At 63.5% G+C, this 16227-nt stretch carries 13 protein-coding genes; 5 read left to right on the forward strand and 8 right to left on the reverse strand.

Annotated elements, in window-relative coordinates; genetic code table 11:
- Position 1: 1 nt before the first annotated feature.
- The 5 genes from H7A19_03575 to H7A19_03595 all read right to left on the reverse strand — a co-directional run bounded on the left by H7A19_03575 (position 2) and on the right by H7A19_03595 (position 4179).
- Positions 2-889 carry a hypothetical protein gene (locus H7A19_03575; GenBank protein MCP5473901.1) on the reverse strand — a complete coding sequence of 296 codons (888 nt, stop codon included), beginning with the start codon at positions 887-889 and terminating at the stop codon, positions 2-4.
- 740 nt (positions 890-1629) lie between these two features.
- A complete protein-coding gene (gene nudC, locus H7A19_03580) occupies positions 1630-2586 on the reverse strand; it encodes an NAD(+) diphosphatase (GenBank protein ID MCP5473902.1) in 957 nt (318 codons plus the stop codon).
- Between the two features lie 68 nt (positions 2587-2654).
- Positions 2655-3002 (reverse strand): iron-sulfur cluster insertion protein ErpA, encoded by a 348-nt coding sequence (gene erpA, locus H7A19_03585; protein ID MCP5473903.1) that lies wholly within the window; start codon positions 3000-3002, stop codon positions 2655-2657.
- A gap of 47 nt (positions 3003-3049) precedes the next feature.
- Positions 3050-3457 carry a polymer-forming cytoskeletal protein gene (locus H7A19_03590; GenBank protein MCP5473904.1) on the reverse strand — a complete coding sequence of 136 codons (408 nt, stop codon included), beginning with the start codon at positions 3455-3457 and terminating at the stop codon, positions 3050-3052.
- Between the two features lie 2 nt (positions 3458-3459).
- Complete coding sequence (locus tag H7A19_03595) at positions 3460-4179, reverse strand: hypothetical protein (GenBank protein ID MCP5473905.1); 720 nt, start codon at positions 4177-4179, stop codon at positions 3460-3462.
- 276 nt (positions 4180-4455) lie between these two features.
- Between H7A19_03595 and H7A19_03600 the strand changes: the two genes are divergently transcribed.
- Both H7A19_03600 and H7A19_03605 read left to right on the forward strand, forming a co-directional pair.
- Entirely contained in the window at positions 4456-7215 is a 2760-nt protein-coding gene (locus tag H7A19_03600; protein MCP5473906.1) for an EAL domain-containing protein, read from the forward strand.
- 36 nt (positions 7216-7251) lie between these two features.
- Positions 7252-10044 carry a response regulator gene (locus H7A19_03605; protein ID MCP5473907.1) on the forward strand — a complete coding sequence of 931 codons (2793 nt, stop codon included), beginning with the start codon at positions 7252-7254 and terminating at the stop codon, positions 10042-10044.
- A gap of 343 nt (positions 10045-10387) precedes the next feature.
- Here the strand turns inward: H7A19_03605 and H7A19_03610 are convergent, their stop codons facing one another.
- On the reverse strand, positions 10388-10726 hold the full coding sequence (locus H7A19_03610) for an iron-sulfur cluster assembly accessory protein (protein ID MCP5473908.1): 339 nt from the start codon (positions 10724-10726) through the stop codon (positions 10388-10390).
- 116 nt (positions 10727-10842) lie between these two features.
- Between H7A19_03610 and asnS the strand changes: the two genes are divergently transcribed.
- The 3 genes from asnS to H7A19_03625 all read left to right on the forward strand — a co-directional run bounded on the left by asnS (position 10843) and on the right by H7A19_03625 (position 13455).
- On the forward strand, positions 10843-12243 hold the full coding sequence (gene asnS, locus H7A19_03615) for an asparagine--tRNA ligase (protein ID MCP5473909.1): 1401 nt from the start codon (positions 10843-10845) through the stop codon (positions 12241-12243).
- Between the two features lie 133 nt (positions 12244-12376).
- Positions 12377-13066, forward strand: a complete 690-nt coding sequence (locus tag H7A19_03620) for a glycosyltransferase family 2 protein (protein ID MCP5473910.1) — start codon at positions 12377-12379, stop codon at positions 13064-13066.
- Positions 13063-13455 carry a GtrA family protein gene (locus tag H7A19_03625; GenBank protein MCP5473911.1) on the forward strand — a complete coding sequence of 131 codons (393 nt, stop codon included), beginning with the start codon at positions 13063-13065 and terminating at the stop codon, positions 13453-13455. The genes H7A19_03620 and H7A19_03625 overlap by 4 nt, the downstream gene beginning before the upstream one ends.
- A 408-nt stretch (positions 13456-13863) precedes the next feature.
- Here H7A19_03625 and H7A19_03630 read toward each other — a convergent pair whose 3' ends face one another.
- Together H7A19_03630 and proB are read right to left on the reverse strand one after the other, a co-directional pair.
- On the reverse strand, positions 13864-15135 hold the full coding sequence (locus H7A19_03630; protein MCP5473912.1) for a glutamate-5-semialdehyde dehydrogenase: 1272 nt from the start codon (positions 15133-15135) through the stop codon (positions 13864-13866).
- Positions 15132-16226, reverse strand: coding sequence for a glutamate 5-kinase (gene proB, locus H7A19_03635; protein ID MCP5473913.1), 1095 nt, complete (start codon positions 16224-16226; stop codon positions 15132-15134). The genes H7A19_03630 and proB overlap by 4 nt, the downstream gene beginning before the upstream one ends.
- Position 16227: the final 1 nt, after the last annotated feature.

The following is a 16227-nucleotide window of genomic DNA, read 5'->3' on the forward strand; positions in this document are numbered from 1 at the left end:
TTCAGCTGGCCCAACCGGCCAGGACCACGATGGACAGCAGCACCATCCACACGGTCAGCACTCGCCAGAGCAGGCGCCGGGCTTCCTCGACCGCTTCATCGCGGATCGGGGCGCCGTCGGCCGAGACGAATTCCTCGTCGTCCAGATCGACACAGGCGCGGGCCGTGGTCGCCAGAAAACCCAGGTCAGCGTGCAGGAAGCCCTGACCGTGGGCGTCATGATGTTCGCGCCAGGCTTTGCCCACGGCATCAAAATCCGAGGCCAGCGCCAGCGCCAGGGTCATCAGCTGCGCCGGCAACCAGGCCAGCGCAGCGTGCAGATGAGCCGCAGCCTGAACTTGCGGCGCTGGCAGTCTGGATTGCAGATCGGACGATTGTGCCAACAGCTGGGTCAACCGATAGCCAAGCACCCCGGTCGGGCCGAAAGCGATGAACCAGAAGGCCGGGGCAAACCAGCGGCTGAGGCCGGAGCTGAACACCGCATCCACCAGCTGGCCGCTGCGCACCGGCGCATCTCCGGTGTTGCCCCCCAGCGCAATCAACGCCTGCTGGCGCTGCTCGGCATTCTCGGCCGTGGCGGCGCGGCGCGCATCGGCGTCGAGGTCACGCGGACCCCAGCACCAGAACAGCATCACCAGAGCGAAGCCGAAATGCAGCAATCCATGCAGATGGCTACCGAGCACCGCCGATAGCAAGGCCGTGGCAGCCAGCAAGGGCAGCAGGATCAGCGCCAGACCAAACTCGCTGTTCCACAGCTCCAAGGTGGCCAGGCGCGCGCCCAGCCAGTCGAGGTAGCCGCGCAGCCACAGGAAGTGCCGCAACTGATTCATCTCGGGAGCCAGTGCGCCCGCAGCCAGAACCATCAGCAGGGCCAGCAAGGCCAGAGTCATGAGCCAAATCTCCAGAATCCACGGGTCGCGTTCAAGCTGCTATTTGATCAGGGAATCGGCTTTGGCGCGACCAGCGACGCGACGATCCTGGCCAGAGGCACGTCGTGCTCAGAAGCCGCCCGCGGAGTACGCATAGGAAAAGCAGAGAGTACGCGAAGAAGAGCGTTCATTTCTTCGGGGCGCTCTGAATCCTCTGTCATTGCGAGCCACCTGGGTCGGCCCGACACTGCGCACGGGCCATGAACCCCCGGCGTCATTGCGAGCTTAGCGAAGCAATCCAGAGACGTGCCGCAAAGCACTGGATTGCTTCGTCGCTACGCTCCTCGCAATGACGCATCAACAACTTGCGATATGGGTTCATGGAAAGCCACCTGTTTCGGCCCGACACTGCTCACGGGCCATGAACCCATATCGTAACTTGTTGATTTGAAGTCCGCATGAGCACAGCGCCAGCTTCGTCCACCCGTAGGAGCGCCCTTGCGGCGCGACCACCGCTGGGGATGTGCGGATTGCCGGTCGCGACGCGAGGTCGCTCATACAGGCGGGTTTGTGGCTCATGGCCCATGGGCAGTTTCAGGCCGACACAGGTGGCTCGCAACGACGCCGTGATAGGGTGATTCTGAAAACCCGCACCCCGCACCCCGCACCCCGCACCCCGCGCCCCGCGCCCCGTGCCCCGTGCCCCGTGCCCCGTGCCCCGTGCCCCGTGCCCCGTGCCTGCCCCGTGCCTGCCCCGTGCCTCAGCCCCAGCGATCGCCGGGCGGCAGGATCTCTGCGCTGTCGCGCCCGCAGCGCTCGTGGTACCAGTCTTCCAGCAGACGTGCCGACAAGGACAATGGTGGCGGCAGGCGAATCTCACCTGCCTGCACCGCGTCGCGCAATTCATCGGCTGAAAACCAGGCCGCGTGCTCCAGTTCATCGCCGTAGCTCAGCGCATCGGTCTCGGCGCGGGCGGTGAATCCCAGCATCAGACTTGCCGGAAAGGGCCAGGGTTGAGACGAGTGGTAGTCGCATTCCACCACCTGCACACCGGATTCCTCCAGCACTTCGCGGCGCAAGGCGTCTTCCAGACTTTCTCCGGGCTCGACGAAACCGGCCAATACCGAATAGCGGCGCGGTGGCCAGCTCGGCTGGCGTCCGAGCAGCACCCGGCCCTGGTGCTCCACCAGCACGATGATGGCGGGATCGAGGCGCGGAAACTGTTCCGTCCCGCAGGAATCCTGCGTGCATCGACGCCGATGTCCACCATCCTCGATCCGCGTCGGCGCTCCGCAGCGCCCACAGTAGCGGTGCCGCTGATGCCAGTGCACCAGCGCCCGCGCGTAGGCGGCATAGCCGGCCTCGGACAGCGGCAGCGACTGCGCTGCCAGGCGCAGATCCACCCAGTGACGCTGCTCGCTGATGCACTGGTCGCGCCCGCTGTCGTCTACCACCAGCGCCAGGATGACTCGTCCGTCGACGGTGCCCAGCGCCAGCCGTCGCTCGGCATCCATGGTCAGCTCTGCCGCGCTGGCAGCGGTGACCAGGCCTTGGCCGCGCGTCAGGAGGATCTCGCCTCGTTCGCTGATGAAGAAGCACAGGGCATGGCCAGGGTCGACGTCGATCTCGCCGCGGCCGGCACGGCGGCGCCAGCCGGTGGAGCGATCCAGCGGCAGACCGGCAAAGAAATTGCGTGCGCTACGCTGCTCCGAGCCCATCAGAAAAACTCCGGCCGCTGAACATGGCGACGTCGGTGTGCAGCGGGCCTGGTGGTGGCGCCGCTGCCTCAAACAGCAAACGAGGAACCGCAGCCGCAGGTGGTCTTCGCATTGGGGTTGCGAATGACGAATTGCGCGCCTTGAAGGCTTTCCGAGTAGTCGACTTCAGCACCAGCCAGGTATTGCAGGCTGATCGGATCGACCACCAGGGTCACACCATCGGTCTCAATGGCGAGATCGTCTTCGGCCGCCTGTTCGTCGAAGCTGAAACCATACTGGAATCCAGAGCAGCCGCCGCCCTGGATGTAGACCCTGAGCTTCAGGGCCGGATTGCCTTCCTCCAGCATCAGCTCGCGTACCTTGTGAGCGGCGGCGCTGGTGAAGACCATGCTTTCCTCGGCAACGGCTTCAGTCATGATGATTACCCTCAAAGCTCAGGAGATGCGGTTGCCGGACGCCTTTTTCAAGACACTTCGGCCGCCGGCCCGGAGAGCTGCTTGCGTGGCTCTTCCTGGTGGACCATCTGGCCGTTGACCTGGGCACCGGCCGCCATTTCAAGCACCCGGTAGTAAAGATTGCCGCGTACGCGGGCAGTGGGTCCCAGGATCAGCTTCTCGGATACCACATCACCCAGCATCTCGCCGTGAATTTCGGCCTGAGGAACCTGAACCTGACCCTCGATCTGACCGCGCTCGTACAGTTTCAGCACCGCGTCGCCGGATTCTTCGGCGATCACCGTACCCTTGATCCGGCCTTCGACGATGAAGCTGCCGGCGAATCTGATGTCGCCGACGATGTTCATGCGTTCGCCCACCAGGCACTCAATGGCGCCTGCGGGTATGGATTTGCTGGTCTTCTTGTCGCCGAACATCGTCAACTCCCTTGTTGGATCACGTCCTTCCACATGAATTCTCGTTCTACCGGACCGCCACTTTCGGGCACGACCTTGAGGCTGACCGAGCCGGGCTTGAAGCCCTCCGGCAGCATGATCATTCCGGTCAGCTGCTGGAAGTACTTGAAGGAAAACTCCAGCCCCGGTCCGGTCCCTCCCAGTGCATCCAGGCCCAGGCGCTTGCTTTGGTCGCCATCGGCGCCGCTGACAAAGAGTTCCACGCGACCGGAGGCCTGACGGTTGCGCTTCAGATTCTGACTCAATGTCAGCGCGAACTGAAATGAGCGCGGGTCGTCCGTGGCCCGCAAACTCAGGCTGTGTACGGCCAGCCCGGCTTGCTGGGCGCCGCCTTCCATCAGACGCTGGAAGAAGCTGAGGTCATTGCGTAGCGAGGCGATCTCTTCCTGGCGGCTGGCCAGAGCTTGTTGCAGTTCCTGATTGGCACTCTCAGCCACCTGCTCACCGCGTTGGTGCTGGGCCAGCTGCTGTTGCAGTTGTTCGATCTCGGCCCTGGACTCGGACAGTGCCCGGCGCGTGTGCGCGAGTTCGGTGGCGACCTGCCCGAAGTCCGGCATCATGATGTAGCGCATCAGCAGATACAGGGCAGCCAGACTGCTCACCCACAGCAGGGCGACCAGCCAGCTCCGGCGGCGATTGCGGCGCAGATCGTCTTCGTACAGCAGCGTGCGTCTGGAGCTCATGGGACCGGGTTCTGGGCAAGCCTCAGGATCAGTGCAATCGGGCGATGCGACCGAAGGGGATCCGCCGGCACCAGCGAGAGCGCCTTGCAGCAGTCCCGCATGGTCGCAGTTCCCGGGCGGCCATTGGGCTTATAGACGCCGATTCGCGCAACGCACAAGCTTTCCGTCCCGGCCGTTCATGCGCAACTCGCAAACATTTCGACCGATCGCCCGCAACGGGCTTTTGCCGGCAGAGCCCGCTGGTATAGTGGGGTCATCTCGTGCTCAGAGCCTGCCGTGCTACCCAAGGATGAGTCACAGCAAAATGCCGAGCTTCGTCAGGCATTTCTGAAGCATCTGCCGCGTCGCCTGGAGGCGGTGCGCAAGCGCGGGCATCGCGTCTGTCGGGGCGTATGGGACGTCAATACCGTCACCTTGCTCTATCAGGATGTACAGGGTCTTGCGGGTGCGGCTGGCCGCTACGGCCTGGTGGACGCCAGCGAAGCGCTGTTCCAGATCGAACAGTTGCTGGAGCCCTTGATCCGCGAACTGCGCATGCCCGGCGACGATCTCAAGGCCGCCATCGAGGCCCGGCTTGGGGCTCTGGTGGCCACCGCGGAGCCGGAGGCTCCAAAGATCAGAACCGCCCGCGATTTTGTCGTGCCCATGCCGGAGCGGCCGGGGCAGGTCCACGTGCCGGCCGGGCTCACGCCGCCGGAGGAATACTGGCGGCGTTTCAGCCATCGCGATGTGGCCCTGCTGAGCAGCGACACGCATGGCACGCCGCCGGCAGCGCCATCGGCGGCCATGGCGCAGCCGTGGTCACTGGGCGATCCCGAACCGCTGGGTCTGCCGCCGATCGCCGAGGAAGCGCCGCGGCTGGTCAACGCCGGCTCGGTATTCGCCCTGGATGTGGCCGATGCCGCCGAGCGTACACGTCTGGAGCAGGCGCGGGTCGAGCCCGAACCGGCGCCACCGGTAGCGGAAGACAGTACAGACAAACCGGCACCGCGGGCACGCACCGGTCGTATCTTCTATCTCGCGGACATCGCCCCTTTCGGGCGCGAGCTGAGCCACGGACTCGGTCAGTTGGGCTATGCCGTCGAGCGCCTGGAAAGCCCGGAAGAGCTGAAGGAGATGCTGGGATCGCTGGCGCCCGACCTGATCCTGATCGATGCCGCCTTCTTTGGCGAGATCGAGCATCTGGGCGAGTTCGTCAAGCGCGTGCGACAGCGCGTTCCCGGGAAGCTGCCGTTGGTGGCTTTCGCCGAACACAACGACCTGAGCGCGCGCCTCAAGGCGATGCGGGCTGGCGTCGACGCCTTCCTGCCCATGCCCATTCCGGCGCATGAGGCTTCCTTGCGTGTGCGTGAACTGGTCGAGACCGAGAACGGCGATCCTTTCCGGGTGATGATTGTCGAGGACGATCGTTCGCAGGCGATGTTCGCGGAGTCAGTTCTGCGCAAGGCCGGCATGGAAACGCTGGCGGTCACCGATGCCCTGGATACGCTGGAGAAGCTCGAACAGTTCCGACCAGATCTGATCCTGATGGACCTGTACATGCCGAACATCTCCGGCATGGAGCTGACGTCGATCATTCGTGAGCGCGATCAGTTCATCAACACGCCGATCGTGTTCCTGTCTGGCGAGCAGGATTCGGAAAAGCACTTCGAGGCATTGTCGGCCGGGGGTGATGATTTTCTGGCCAAGCCGATCCGGCCCAAGTTTCTCATCTCGGCGGTCAACAACCGCGCTCGGCGCGCCCGTCAGCTGGCGCGCAAGCGCGTGCTCGATCCCAAGGATTCAACGACCGGCTTGTTTCATCGCACATTTGTCATTGATCGCCTCAATGACCTTCTGGGTGCCGAAGATCGCGGTCAGCAGGGCGGCGTGCTCTTCATCGAGATCGAGGGTGCTCAGGGCATCCGCGAGCAGCACGGCCTGGCGGCCTATGAGCCGATCCTGCGTGAACTGGGCGCCAACATCGCCAGTTTCACGCGTCCGGACGAGTTTGCGGCCCGCTATGGGGACTCCAGCTTCCTGCTGCTGAGCCCGGTACGCGATGGCGCGGAACTCGAGTCGCTGGCGCACGAAATCTCCCGGAAGATAGCCAGCGACGAGCTTGAGGCAGAAAAGTATCAAGTCAGCGTGACTGCCCGAATCGGCATCGCGCCCTTTTCGGCGCGGATTGCCGATGCCGCCGAGATGCTGAACGCGGCTGAACGGGCGTGCGCCCGTGCTCGCCAAGGCAAGGATGACGGTGCCGTGCTGGTCTACCAACCGGAGCCCCTGAGCGCCGGCGGTGGCCTGGTCGAGGCCATTTCCCGCGCGCTGGAAACAGATGGCTTCCAGTTGCTGTTCCAGCCCATCGTTTCCCTGCACTCCACGGGCGAGGAACAGTACGAGGTATTGCTGCGATTGCGCGGCAGTGCCGGCGAGATCATTGGAGCGCCCGAGGTCATTGCCGCAGCGCGTGGCGCTGGCTTGCTGCCCGCGGTGGATCGCTGGTGCGTAGCCAAGTGCCTGCGGGTCATCGAGGAGCGCAAGCGTCAGGGTCGGCCGGTGCGTCTTTTCGTCAATCAGTCGGTGGAAAGCACGCGTGACGAAGAGCGTGTGCCCTGGTTGCGACAATTGCTGGACACCCGTCGCATCGCGCCGGAATCGATCGCGCTTGAGCTCAAGCTCAGCGATGTACTGGCCGGCATGAGCGAGGCCTTGGCCTTCTTCAACGAGGTGCGCGAGTTGGGCGTGCGCATCGTCATCGACGAATACGATGGCGGCCTGACGGCCCTGCAGCTCTTGGGCGTGATAGCGACCGATTATCTGAAACTGGCTGACAAGTACACCCGCGGCACGAACATCAATGCCCATGCAGACGAGCTGCGCACGCTGGTGCGCGCTGCGCACGACGGCGGTCGCTATGTCATCGCGCCCAAGGTGGAGACAGCGCAAAGCGCGGCTGCCTTGTGGACCATGGGTGTGGATTTGATCCAGGGTAATTTCGTGCAGCAGCCAGGCACCGAGCTAGGCTTTGATTTCAGCGCATCGGCGTTGTGACCTTTGAGTGGCAACGATATTCCACAGGGGGGCAGCATGAGTGATGGGGGCCACGCAGACGCTGGAAGATGGCGTCAGCAGACCGGCGTAGAGGCGGTGCTGTACTGGTGCGTCGGTAGCGCGGTGCTGGCCGCATTGACGGTGCTGGCAGCGCTGTCGTGGGCACCGGGTGGCCTGCTGCTGGCCTGGGGCGCAGTGCATGTGCTACTGGGAGTGGCGGCCTTCGGCATGTGGTGGCGTCTGCTTGAAAGCAATGCGGACCGCGCTCTCCAGATGGCGCAGGCCCTGCTCATCCTCAGTGCGCTGAGCTGGGGCTATGGCGGCGTCGCCTACGGCATCCTGCCACGCGGCGACTACAACATGCCGATGGTGCTGACCATCGCTGGACTGGCCACGGCCAGTGTGTGGCTGTTCGCATCCGAGTTCAGATTCCTGGTGGGCGTGCTGGTCCTGTTGTTGGCGCCGATGGTGTTCCTGTTGTTGGGAGGGCGCGAGGCTGAGTGGACGGCGGCACTGCTGTCCGTGCTTCTGGTCATCCTGAATTTGCTGATCGAGCGCCGCATGGCCTTGCTCGCCGAAGCCCGGATCGAGTCGCAGCGGCCCAGTTTCGCCGAGTTCTTCGCGGCGCGCCGGGAGCGTGAGAAGGACAGCTCCCCCGAATCGCGGCCGGTGATCGATGCCAATGAACTGATCCAACTGCGCACCGAACTGGAGCGCCATCGCAATCTCGAAAAGGAAATGGCGGCGGCCAAGCAGGCAGCCGAATCGGCAAACATGGCCAAAGGCGAATTTCTGGCGACGATGAGCCATGAGATGCGCACGCCGCTGAACGGAATCATTCCGCTGCTGGAAATCCTGCGAGACACCAAGCTTGAGGTAGACCAGCGCGAGTACCTGAATACCTCGCTGCAGTCAGCGCGCCACCTGCTGCGCATCATCGATGACATCCTCGACTACTCCAAGATCGAAGCCAACAAGCTCGAACTCGAGACGGTGGGCCTGAACCTGAAGGAAGTGGTCGATTCGGTGACGCGCCTGATGGATCGCGCTGCCGAAAACAAGGGCCTGAAGATCAGCGTCAGCTTTGATCCCAATGTGCGCCTGGCATGTCGGGGTGATCCGGTACGTCTACGCCAGGTCTTGTCCAATCTGGTCAGCAATGCCATCAAGTTCACCGAGAAGGGCTCGATCCAGATCCAGATCAGCAAGCGCGGAGAGACCCGCACGCATTCGGAGGTTCTGTTTGCCGTGCGCGACACCGGCATGGGCATTGCGCCGGAGAAGGCCGAGAAATTGTTCCAGCCCTTTTCGCAGGCCGATACCTCGACCACCCGCAACTATGGCGGAACCGGGCTCGGGCTGGTCATCTGCAAGCGCATCATCGAGTTGATGGGCGGCAAGATCGGGCTCAAGAGCGAACTCGGCAAGGGCTCGGTATTCTGGTTCAGCGTCTCGTTTCTGAAGGCCATCGGCGACGTAGGCGCGAATCGTCGCGATCTGTCGGGCGCGCGCGCGCTCATCGTCAGCACCGACGCCAAGCTGACCCAGCGACTGACTGGCTACTGCCAGAGCTGGGGGATCAGCCAGATCGCCACCAACACCACTGCCGATGCCATCAGCAAGCTGAAGTCTTCCGCAACGCTGGGCGAGAACTGGGCCTTCGATGTGGCACTCGTCGACCTTGGCAGCATGCGCAACACGGCGCCGGCGCTAGCGCGAAACGTCGGCCGTGAGCCCATCCTCGAACGCTTGAAGCTGGTCTTCTTCGAGGGTGAAGAGCCCGTACCTGCTGAGCTGACGATCGAGCCGGCCCGCATGGCCCAGGTGAAACGGCAGTTCAGCGAATCTGATCTGATGCAGATGCTGAACAAGTTGCTGGAAGTGGAAGCGCCCGGTGAGCGACGCTTCAACCTGCTGGAGGAAGCGGCCCGGCTGGGTGCCGGCGCCGCAGCCCAGGCCCCGACGGCGGCCGCCAGCGATGCCCAGCCGCAGGCCAAGCTCAGCGGACATGCCCTGCTGGTCGAGGACAATCCGGTCAATCGTCAGGTGGCTCAACGCCTGTTGTCCCTGATCGGCATCAGTTTCGACGTCGCCGAGAACGGCAAGGAGGCCTTCGAAATGATGGGCCGCGGCAGCTATGACGTGGTGCTGATGGACTGCCAGATGCCAGTCATGGACGGCTACACCGCCACGCGTTCGCGGCGCACGCTGGAGCAGGAACGCTCGATCCCGCGTATTCCCATCATCGCCATGACTGCCAATGCGATGGCCGGTGACCGGGAAAAGTGCCTGGCTTCTGGAATGGACGACTACATGTCCAAGCCGCTGAACAGGGGGCTGCTGGAACAGACCATCCGCAAGTGGATGCCCAAGAATCGACCGTCCGTGCCGGGCGCGGAGGCAGTTACATCGGCCAAGCCGGCCGCTCCAGCCCCGGCACCGGTGCCGGTACGCAGTTCCGAGCCGGTCAAGCTTACGCCCACGGCCCCGTCAATCAACGAGAGCATCGTCAATGAGCTGATTGATGTCATGGGCAGCGAGTTCACGTCCCTGGTTCGGGTCTACCTGGAAGACACGCCCAAGAACCTTCAGCTCCTGTCGGCGGCAGCCGAACGGGGTGATGTCTCGGCCATGATTGCGCCGGCCCACTCGCTGAAATCGACCAGCGCCAATCTGGGTGCGATGGCGCTGTCAGACGTGGCCAAGTTGATCGAACATGGCGCCCGCGCCGGCACGCTGCGCGATGCCACCGGCATGGCCAGGCAGGCCGGCATCGAGTTCAGACGGGCCTCGGATGAACTGGAGAGGTTGTTGAAGACGGCGGGCTAGCAGGCTGTCGGACGTAGTTTTTTGGCGGTCTGGAAAGCAGATTTTCGTCCGCAAGGGAGGCAAAGGACGCAAACAATGCCAATGGGAGATGGGCAGTCAGCGGCTCGTTTCCCCAAAACGAAGCCGAAATACGCCCAGTGCAGGGTGATGTTGCGGTTTGCTCCCAAGCGAAGCGAGCCGTCCACCCAGGTGACCTTGGTCAGCCATGCTCTGACCCTCTCGGGTGACTCTGGACTCGAGTCGGCGGCAATCAAACCCAGCCCATTGAAGATCTTGGCTCTACTTTGCGTTTTTTGCGTCCTTTGCGGAAAAACGCTTTGCTGCTGTGGTCATGCCGCACCCATCAGATCGCCGCGCGCTCCACCGAGAAGCTCTCGCCGCAGCCACATTCCCCGGCGACATTGGGATTGCGGAACACGAAGTTGCGATTCAGGCCCTGGCGGACGAAATCGACTTCGGTACCGTCGAGCAGGGCCAGCGCCTTGGAATCGATGACCACCTTGACGCCGAACTGTTCGAAGACCTGATCGTCGTCGCCGATGGCTTCGGCCTTGTCAACCGTATAGGCCCAGCCGCTGCAGCCGGTCTTGCGTACGCCCAGGCGCAGGCCCAGGCCTCCACCCTGTTCGACCACGAAGTGGCGGACGCGATCGGCGGCGGCGGGGGTCAGGGTAATCGGCATTTCCATACTCACTTTGTGGCGGGGCGCCGGATGCTCGGGGCGCCAGTCTCTGTCGGCCACTGTATCATCCGCAGCCTCGCCGCTGAATGCGGTTCGATCATCGGGAAATCAAGAGCATGGCCTGGAGCACGGTGAAGGACGCGTTGGCAGGAGCGCACGCCGAAGGCAGCAAGGTGACGGTCAAGGGTTGGGTGCGTACACGGCGCGATTCCAAGGCCGGCATCTCCTTCATTCAGGTGAATGATGGCAGCTGCATGTCCAATCTGCAGATTGTGGCGCCGGCCACGCTGGACAACTACGCCAGCGAAATCCAGCTGCTGACCAGCGGTTGCTCGATCGAGGCGACCGGCACGCTGGTGGTTTCGCAGGGCAAGGGCCAGGCCTTTGAGATCCAGGCTGATTCCGTGCGGGTACTGGGTCTGGTCGATGATCCGGAAACCTATCCGATCCAGCCCAAGGCGCATTCCTACGAGTTCCTGCGCGAAGTCGCCCATCTGCGACCGCGCACCAACACCTTCGGCGCGGTTACCCGGGTACGTCATGCCATCGCCCAGTCCATCCATCGCTTTTTCGATAGCCACGGTTTCTGCTGGGTCAACACCCCGATCATCACCGCCAGTGACTGCGAAGGGGCCGGTCAGCTGTTCCGGGTGTCCACGCTCGACCTGGCCAATCTGCCGCGCACGGATGCCGGCAAGATCGACTTTTCCGAGGATTTTTTCGGCAAGGAAGCCTTCCTGACCGTATCCGGACAGCTGGCGGTCGAGGGCTATTGCCTGGCGCTGAGCAAGGTTTACACCTTCGGCCCCACCTTCCGTGCCGAAAACTCCAACACGCCGCGACATCTGGCCGAGTTCTGGATGATCGAGCCGGAAATTGCCTTTGCCGATCTGAACGACGACGCCAATCTGGCCGAGGCCTTGCTGAAATCGGTGTTCAAGGACGTGCTTGATCGCTGTGCCGAGGATCTCGCTTTCTTCGATGAGCGCATTCACAAGGGCGTGGTGGCGCGACTGGAGCAGATGGCCAACTCCGAATTCGCCCGTATTGATTACGGCGATGCCGTGCTCGCCCTGCAGAAGGCCAAGAAGGCCTTCGAATTCCCGGTGCATTGGGGTGCCGATCTGCAGACCGAGCACGAGCGTTATCTGACCGAGGAGTACGTGGGCCGGCCGGTGGTGGTCATGAACTACCCGGAACAGATCAAGGCCTTCTACATGCGTCTCAACGACGACGGCAAGACCGTGGCGGCCATGGACGTGCTGGCGCCGGGCATCGGCGAGATCATCGGCGGCAGTCAGCGCGAAGAGCGCATCGATCTGCTCGATCGGCGCATGATCCAGTTTGGACTGCAGCCGCACGACTACCAGTGGTATCGCGATTTCCGCCGCTATGGCACGGTGCCGCACGCCGGCTTCGGACTGGGATTCGAACGCCTGGTGGCCTACGTCACCGGCATGGCCAATATCCGCGACGTGATTCCGTACCCGCGTACGCCCGGCAACGCCGCGTTTTGAGCGGAGAGGGCACCAGGGCAGGGCAAGTCACAAGCTCGCTTCGAAGCTGCCTTTGCGTGCCCTCGCGCCCTCGTGCCCTCGATAATCGGCGAGAGGATGCCAAGACTGTGGATGACCGAGGAGCTCCCCTGACATGCGCCTGAGTGTGGTGATCCCCTGCTTCAACGAGCGCGCCACCATCGCCGAGGTGCTCACTGCGGTGGAGAATTCGCCGCACGTCGACAAGGAGATCATCGTTGTTGATGACGCCTCCACCGACGGTACCCAGGCGCTGTTGACCGGGCCGCTGCGTGAGCGCATCCACAAGCTGGTGATTCACCCCGTCAACCAGGGCAAGGGCGCGGCGGTGCGAGATGGCATTGCCGCCGCCACCGGCGATGTGGTGCTGATCCAGGATGCCGATCTGGAATACGACCCCAACGAGTACCCGATCCTGCTGGCGCCGATCCTGGCGGACCAGGCCGATGTGGTCTTCGGTTCGCGCTTCATGGGCGGTCATCCGCACCGCGTGCTGTATTTCTGGCACAGCGTGGGCAATGGTTTCCTGACACTGCTGTCGAACATGTTCACCAACTTGAACCTGACCGACATGGAGACCTGCTACAAGGTGTTCCGGCGGGACATCATCCAGGGCATCACCATCGAGGAAAAGCGCTTCGGCTTCGAGCCGGAAATCACCGCCAAGGTGGCGCGGACGGGCTGTCGCATCTACGAGGTGGGCATTTCCTATCACGGCCGCACCTATGCCGAGGGCAAGAAGATCGGCTGGCGCGACGGCGTACGCGCGATCTGGTGCATCCTCAAGTACAACCTGCGGCGATGATCATTGCCCGCTATTTTTTGGTCGGAGGCGCCGCTGCAGCCGTCGACTTCACCCTGTTCGCCATTCTGGTGAAGCTGCTCGGCTGGCACTGGTTCGGCGCTTCAGCCCTCAGCTTCGTGCTGGCCACCGCCGTCAACTATGTGCTGTCCATCACTTTCGTCTTCACCTCGGGCGCGCGCTTTGGCAAGCGCACCGAGATAGGTCTGGTGTTTCTGGTCAGCGCCATGGGCCTGGCCATGAACCAGTTTGCCCTGTGGATGTTCTTCAAACAGCTGGGCGTGGATGTGCTGATCGCCAAGGTGCTGGCGACCGGCGTGGTGTTCTTCTGGAACTTCGGCATCCGCCGCTATTTCATCTTCAGTCATCGGCGAAGCGTGCAGAACGACTGACCCGCGCGGGTGGCCAGGAATAGCAAGGCAGCGGGCTCACGCGGAGACGCCGAGAACGCGGAGAGAATCCGAGGTGCTTCGCTCTTCTCCGCGGCTCCGCGTGAGCAGCGATTGTCACCTAGCCCGCATTTCTCACACCTGCGCGAGCAGATGCCCCCAATTTCCTAGTGGTTCAAGGCGATTCCGAGGCACGCACCAGTCACAGACCGTTTGGCTGCATCTGCCCGCTTTGCGGACCTCGCTGGTTCTTTACGACTATCGCTGCGTTGCTCCTCCTCGCAATGGAATCACCATTCCTCGTCGTCGCGCCTTGCGCTAGTCGCAAAGCCCTGCGCGATCTTCCGCAACAGGTGTAAGAAATGCGGGCTAGCCAGCAACGCGAGCAGCGTGACCTACATTCAAGGCAACCTACACCCGCGAGCTGTAGTCGCCTTCCAGCACCCATTTGTAGCTGGTCAGTTCGGTCAAACCCATCGGCCCACGGGCATGCAGTTTCTGGGTGGACACGGCCACTTCAGCGCCCAGATCCAGCTCGCCGCCGTCGGTGAAGCGGGTGCTGGAGTTCCAGTAGACCGCGGCGGAATCGATGCGGGCCAGGAACTCCTCTGCCAGCACCGCGTCATCACTGAGGATGCCGTCGGAATGACCGCTGGAATGGGCTTCGATATGGCGCATGGCGGCTTCGGCATCGTCGACGATGGCGATGCCGAGCATCAGAGACAGCCATTCCGTGTCGAAATCCGCGCTGCCCGCAGGGCTCACCCGTGCTGATGTCTGGTTGGCAGCCAGCGCCAGGGCCCGCTCATCGCAGCGGAATTCGACGCCATCGGCTGCCAGCGTTCGCACCAGTTCAGGTACAAAGTCGGCAGCCACCTGGCGGTGTATCAGCACTGTATCCAGTGCGTTGCAGACGGTGGGCCTTTGTACCTTGGCGTTGCGGATCACCGGCAGCGCCCGCGCCAGATCGGCGGCCTGGTCCACATACAGATGGCAGATGCCGATGCCGCCAGTGATCACGGGTATGCGACTTTCGCGGCGGCAGAAGGCATGCAGGCCGGCGCCGCCGCGGGGGATGATCAGATCGACCAGATCATCCTGCTGCAGCAGAGCCAGACTGGCCTCGCGCTCGATCGAGTCGATGAACTGCAGTGCCTCGACGGGCAGGCCGCTGCTGCTGAGCGCCTCCCTGGCTATGCGCAGCAGGATGCGGTTGCTGGCAATCGCCTCCTTGCCGCCCCGCAGTACCGCCGCATTGCCGGTCTTGATCGCCAGCGCGGCGACGTCGATGGTGACATTGGGCCGCGATTCGTAGATGACGCCGAGCACGCCCAGCGGCACCCGGCGCTTGTGGGCACGCAGGCCATTGCGCAGCGTGTGCACTTCAAAACGTTGACCGAGCGGGTCGGCGAGCGCGGCGATGCGCTCCAGATCGCTGGCCATGCCCTCGATGCGTGCCGGCGTCAGCCGCAGCCGGTCAAGCATGGCGCCATCCAGGCCGGCGATCGCGCCCTGATCCAGATCGGTGCGGTTGGCGGCGACGATGGCCTCGCTCTGCTCACGCAGAATGCTGGCCAGTCCGATCAGGAAGGCGTCGCGCTCCGCGGAACTGCTGCGCTTGAGCACACGGCATGAAGTGCGCGCGGCGGCCGCTTGCGCACGAACGGACTCGATCACTTTCATAGCATCACCAGATCGTCGCGATGGATGAATTCCGGGCCGAAGTCATAGCCGAGGATCAGCTCGACTTCGCCGGAGCGCTTGCCGGCGATGCGTTTGAGCTCACTGGCGCCGTAGTTGGCGATGCCGCGTGCCAACGCACGTCCGCTTTCGGTGTGAACCGTGACCGTGTCGCCACGATCAAAATCGCCGTCGACCCGCCTGATGCCCACGCCCAGCAGGCTTTTTCCCTGACTCAATGCCTGTTCGGCACCTGAATCAATGGATACGCCCACGCCAGTGCGCAGCCCGCCGAGGATGTAGCGCTTGCGCGCCTCGCGCGGGGGGGTGAGCGCGCTGAAACGGGTGCCGATCGCCGCGCCTTCGATCAAGCGCGAGATCACCTGGGGATCGGCGCCGCTGGCGATGACCACTTCGGTGCCGCCGCGCCGGGCGATGTCGGCAGCACGCAGCTTGGTCAGCATGCCGCCGGTGCCATGAGCGCCGGCGCGACCGCCCGCCGCCTGCCACAGCGCCTCGGGTATCTCCGGTGTGTCGACGCGCGGAACCAGCTGAGCCTCAGGCGACAGCCGTGGATCGGCATCGAACAGGCCCTGTTGATCGGTCAGCAGAATCAACAGACGCGCATCAATCAGATTGGCGACCAGCGCCGACAGCTGATCGTTGTCGCCGACGCGGATCTCTTCGGTGGCCACGGTGTCGTTCTCGTTGACGATGGGCAGCACTCCGTGGGCGTACAGCTCTTCGAAGGTGCGGCGCGCATTCAGATAGCTGCGGCGTTGCTCCAGATCGGTGCGCGTGAGCAGCACTTGGGCCACGGTCTGTCGGTAGTGACCAAACAGCTCACTGTAGAGCGCCATCAGTCGCGGTTGCCCGACGGCGGCAAGCATCTGCTTGGCCGCCACCCGACGCTCACCCGGGGCAATGCCCAGGGCCTCGCGCCCGGCTGCGACCGCACCCGAGCTGACCCAGGCGATCTGATGGCCAGCGGCCGTCAGGCCCGCCAGCGTCCGGGCGTACTCGATCAAGCGCGGTGCCGACAGGCGCCCGTCTTCGGTGGCGGTGGAGGTACCAATCTTGATGACGACGCGCATG

Source organism: Rhodanobacteraceae bacterium (assembly GCA_024234055.1).
Taxonomy (GTDB): Bacteria; Pseudomonadota; Gammaproteobacteria; order Xanthomonadales; family SZUA-5; genus JADKFD01.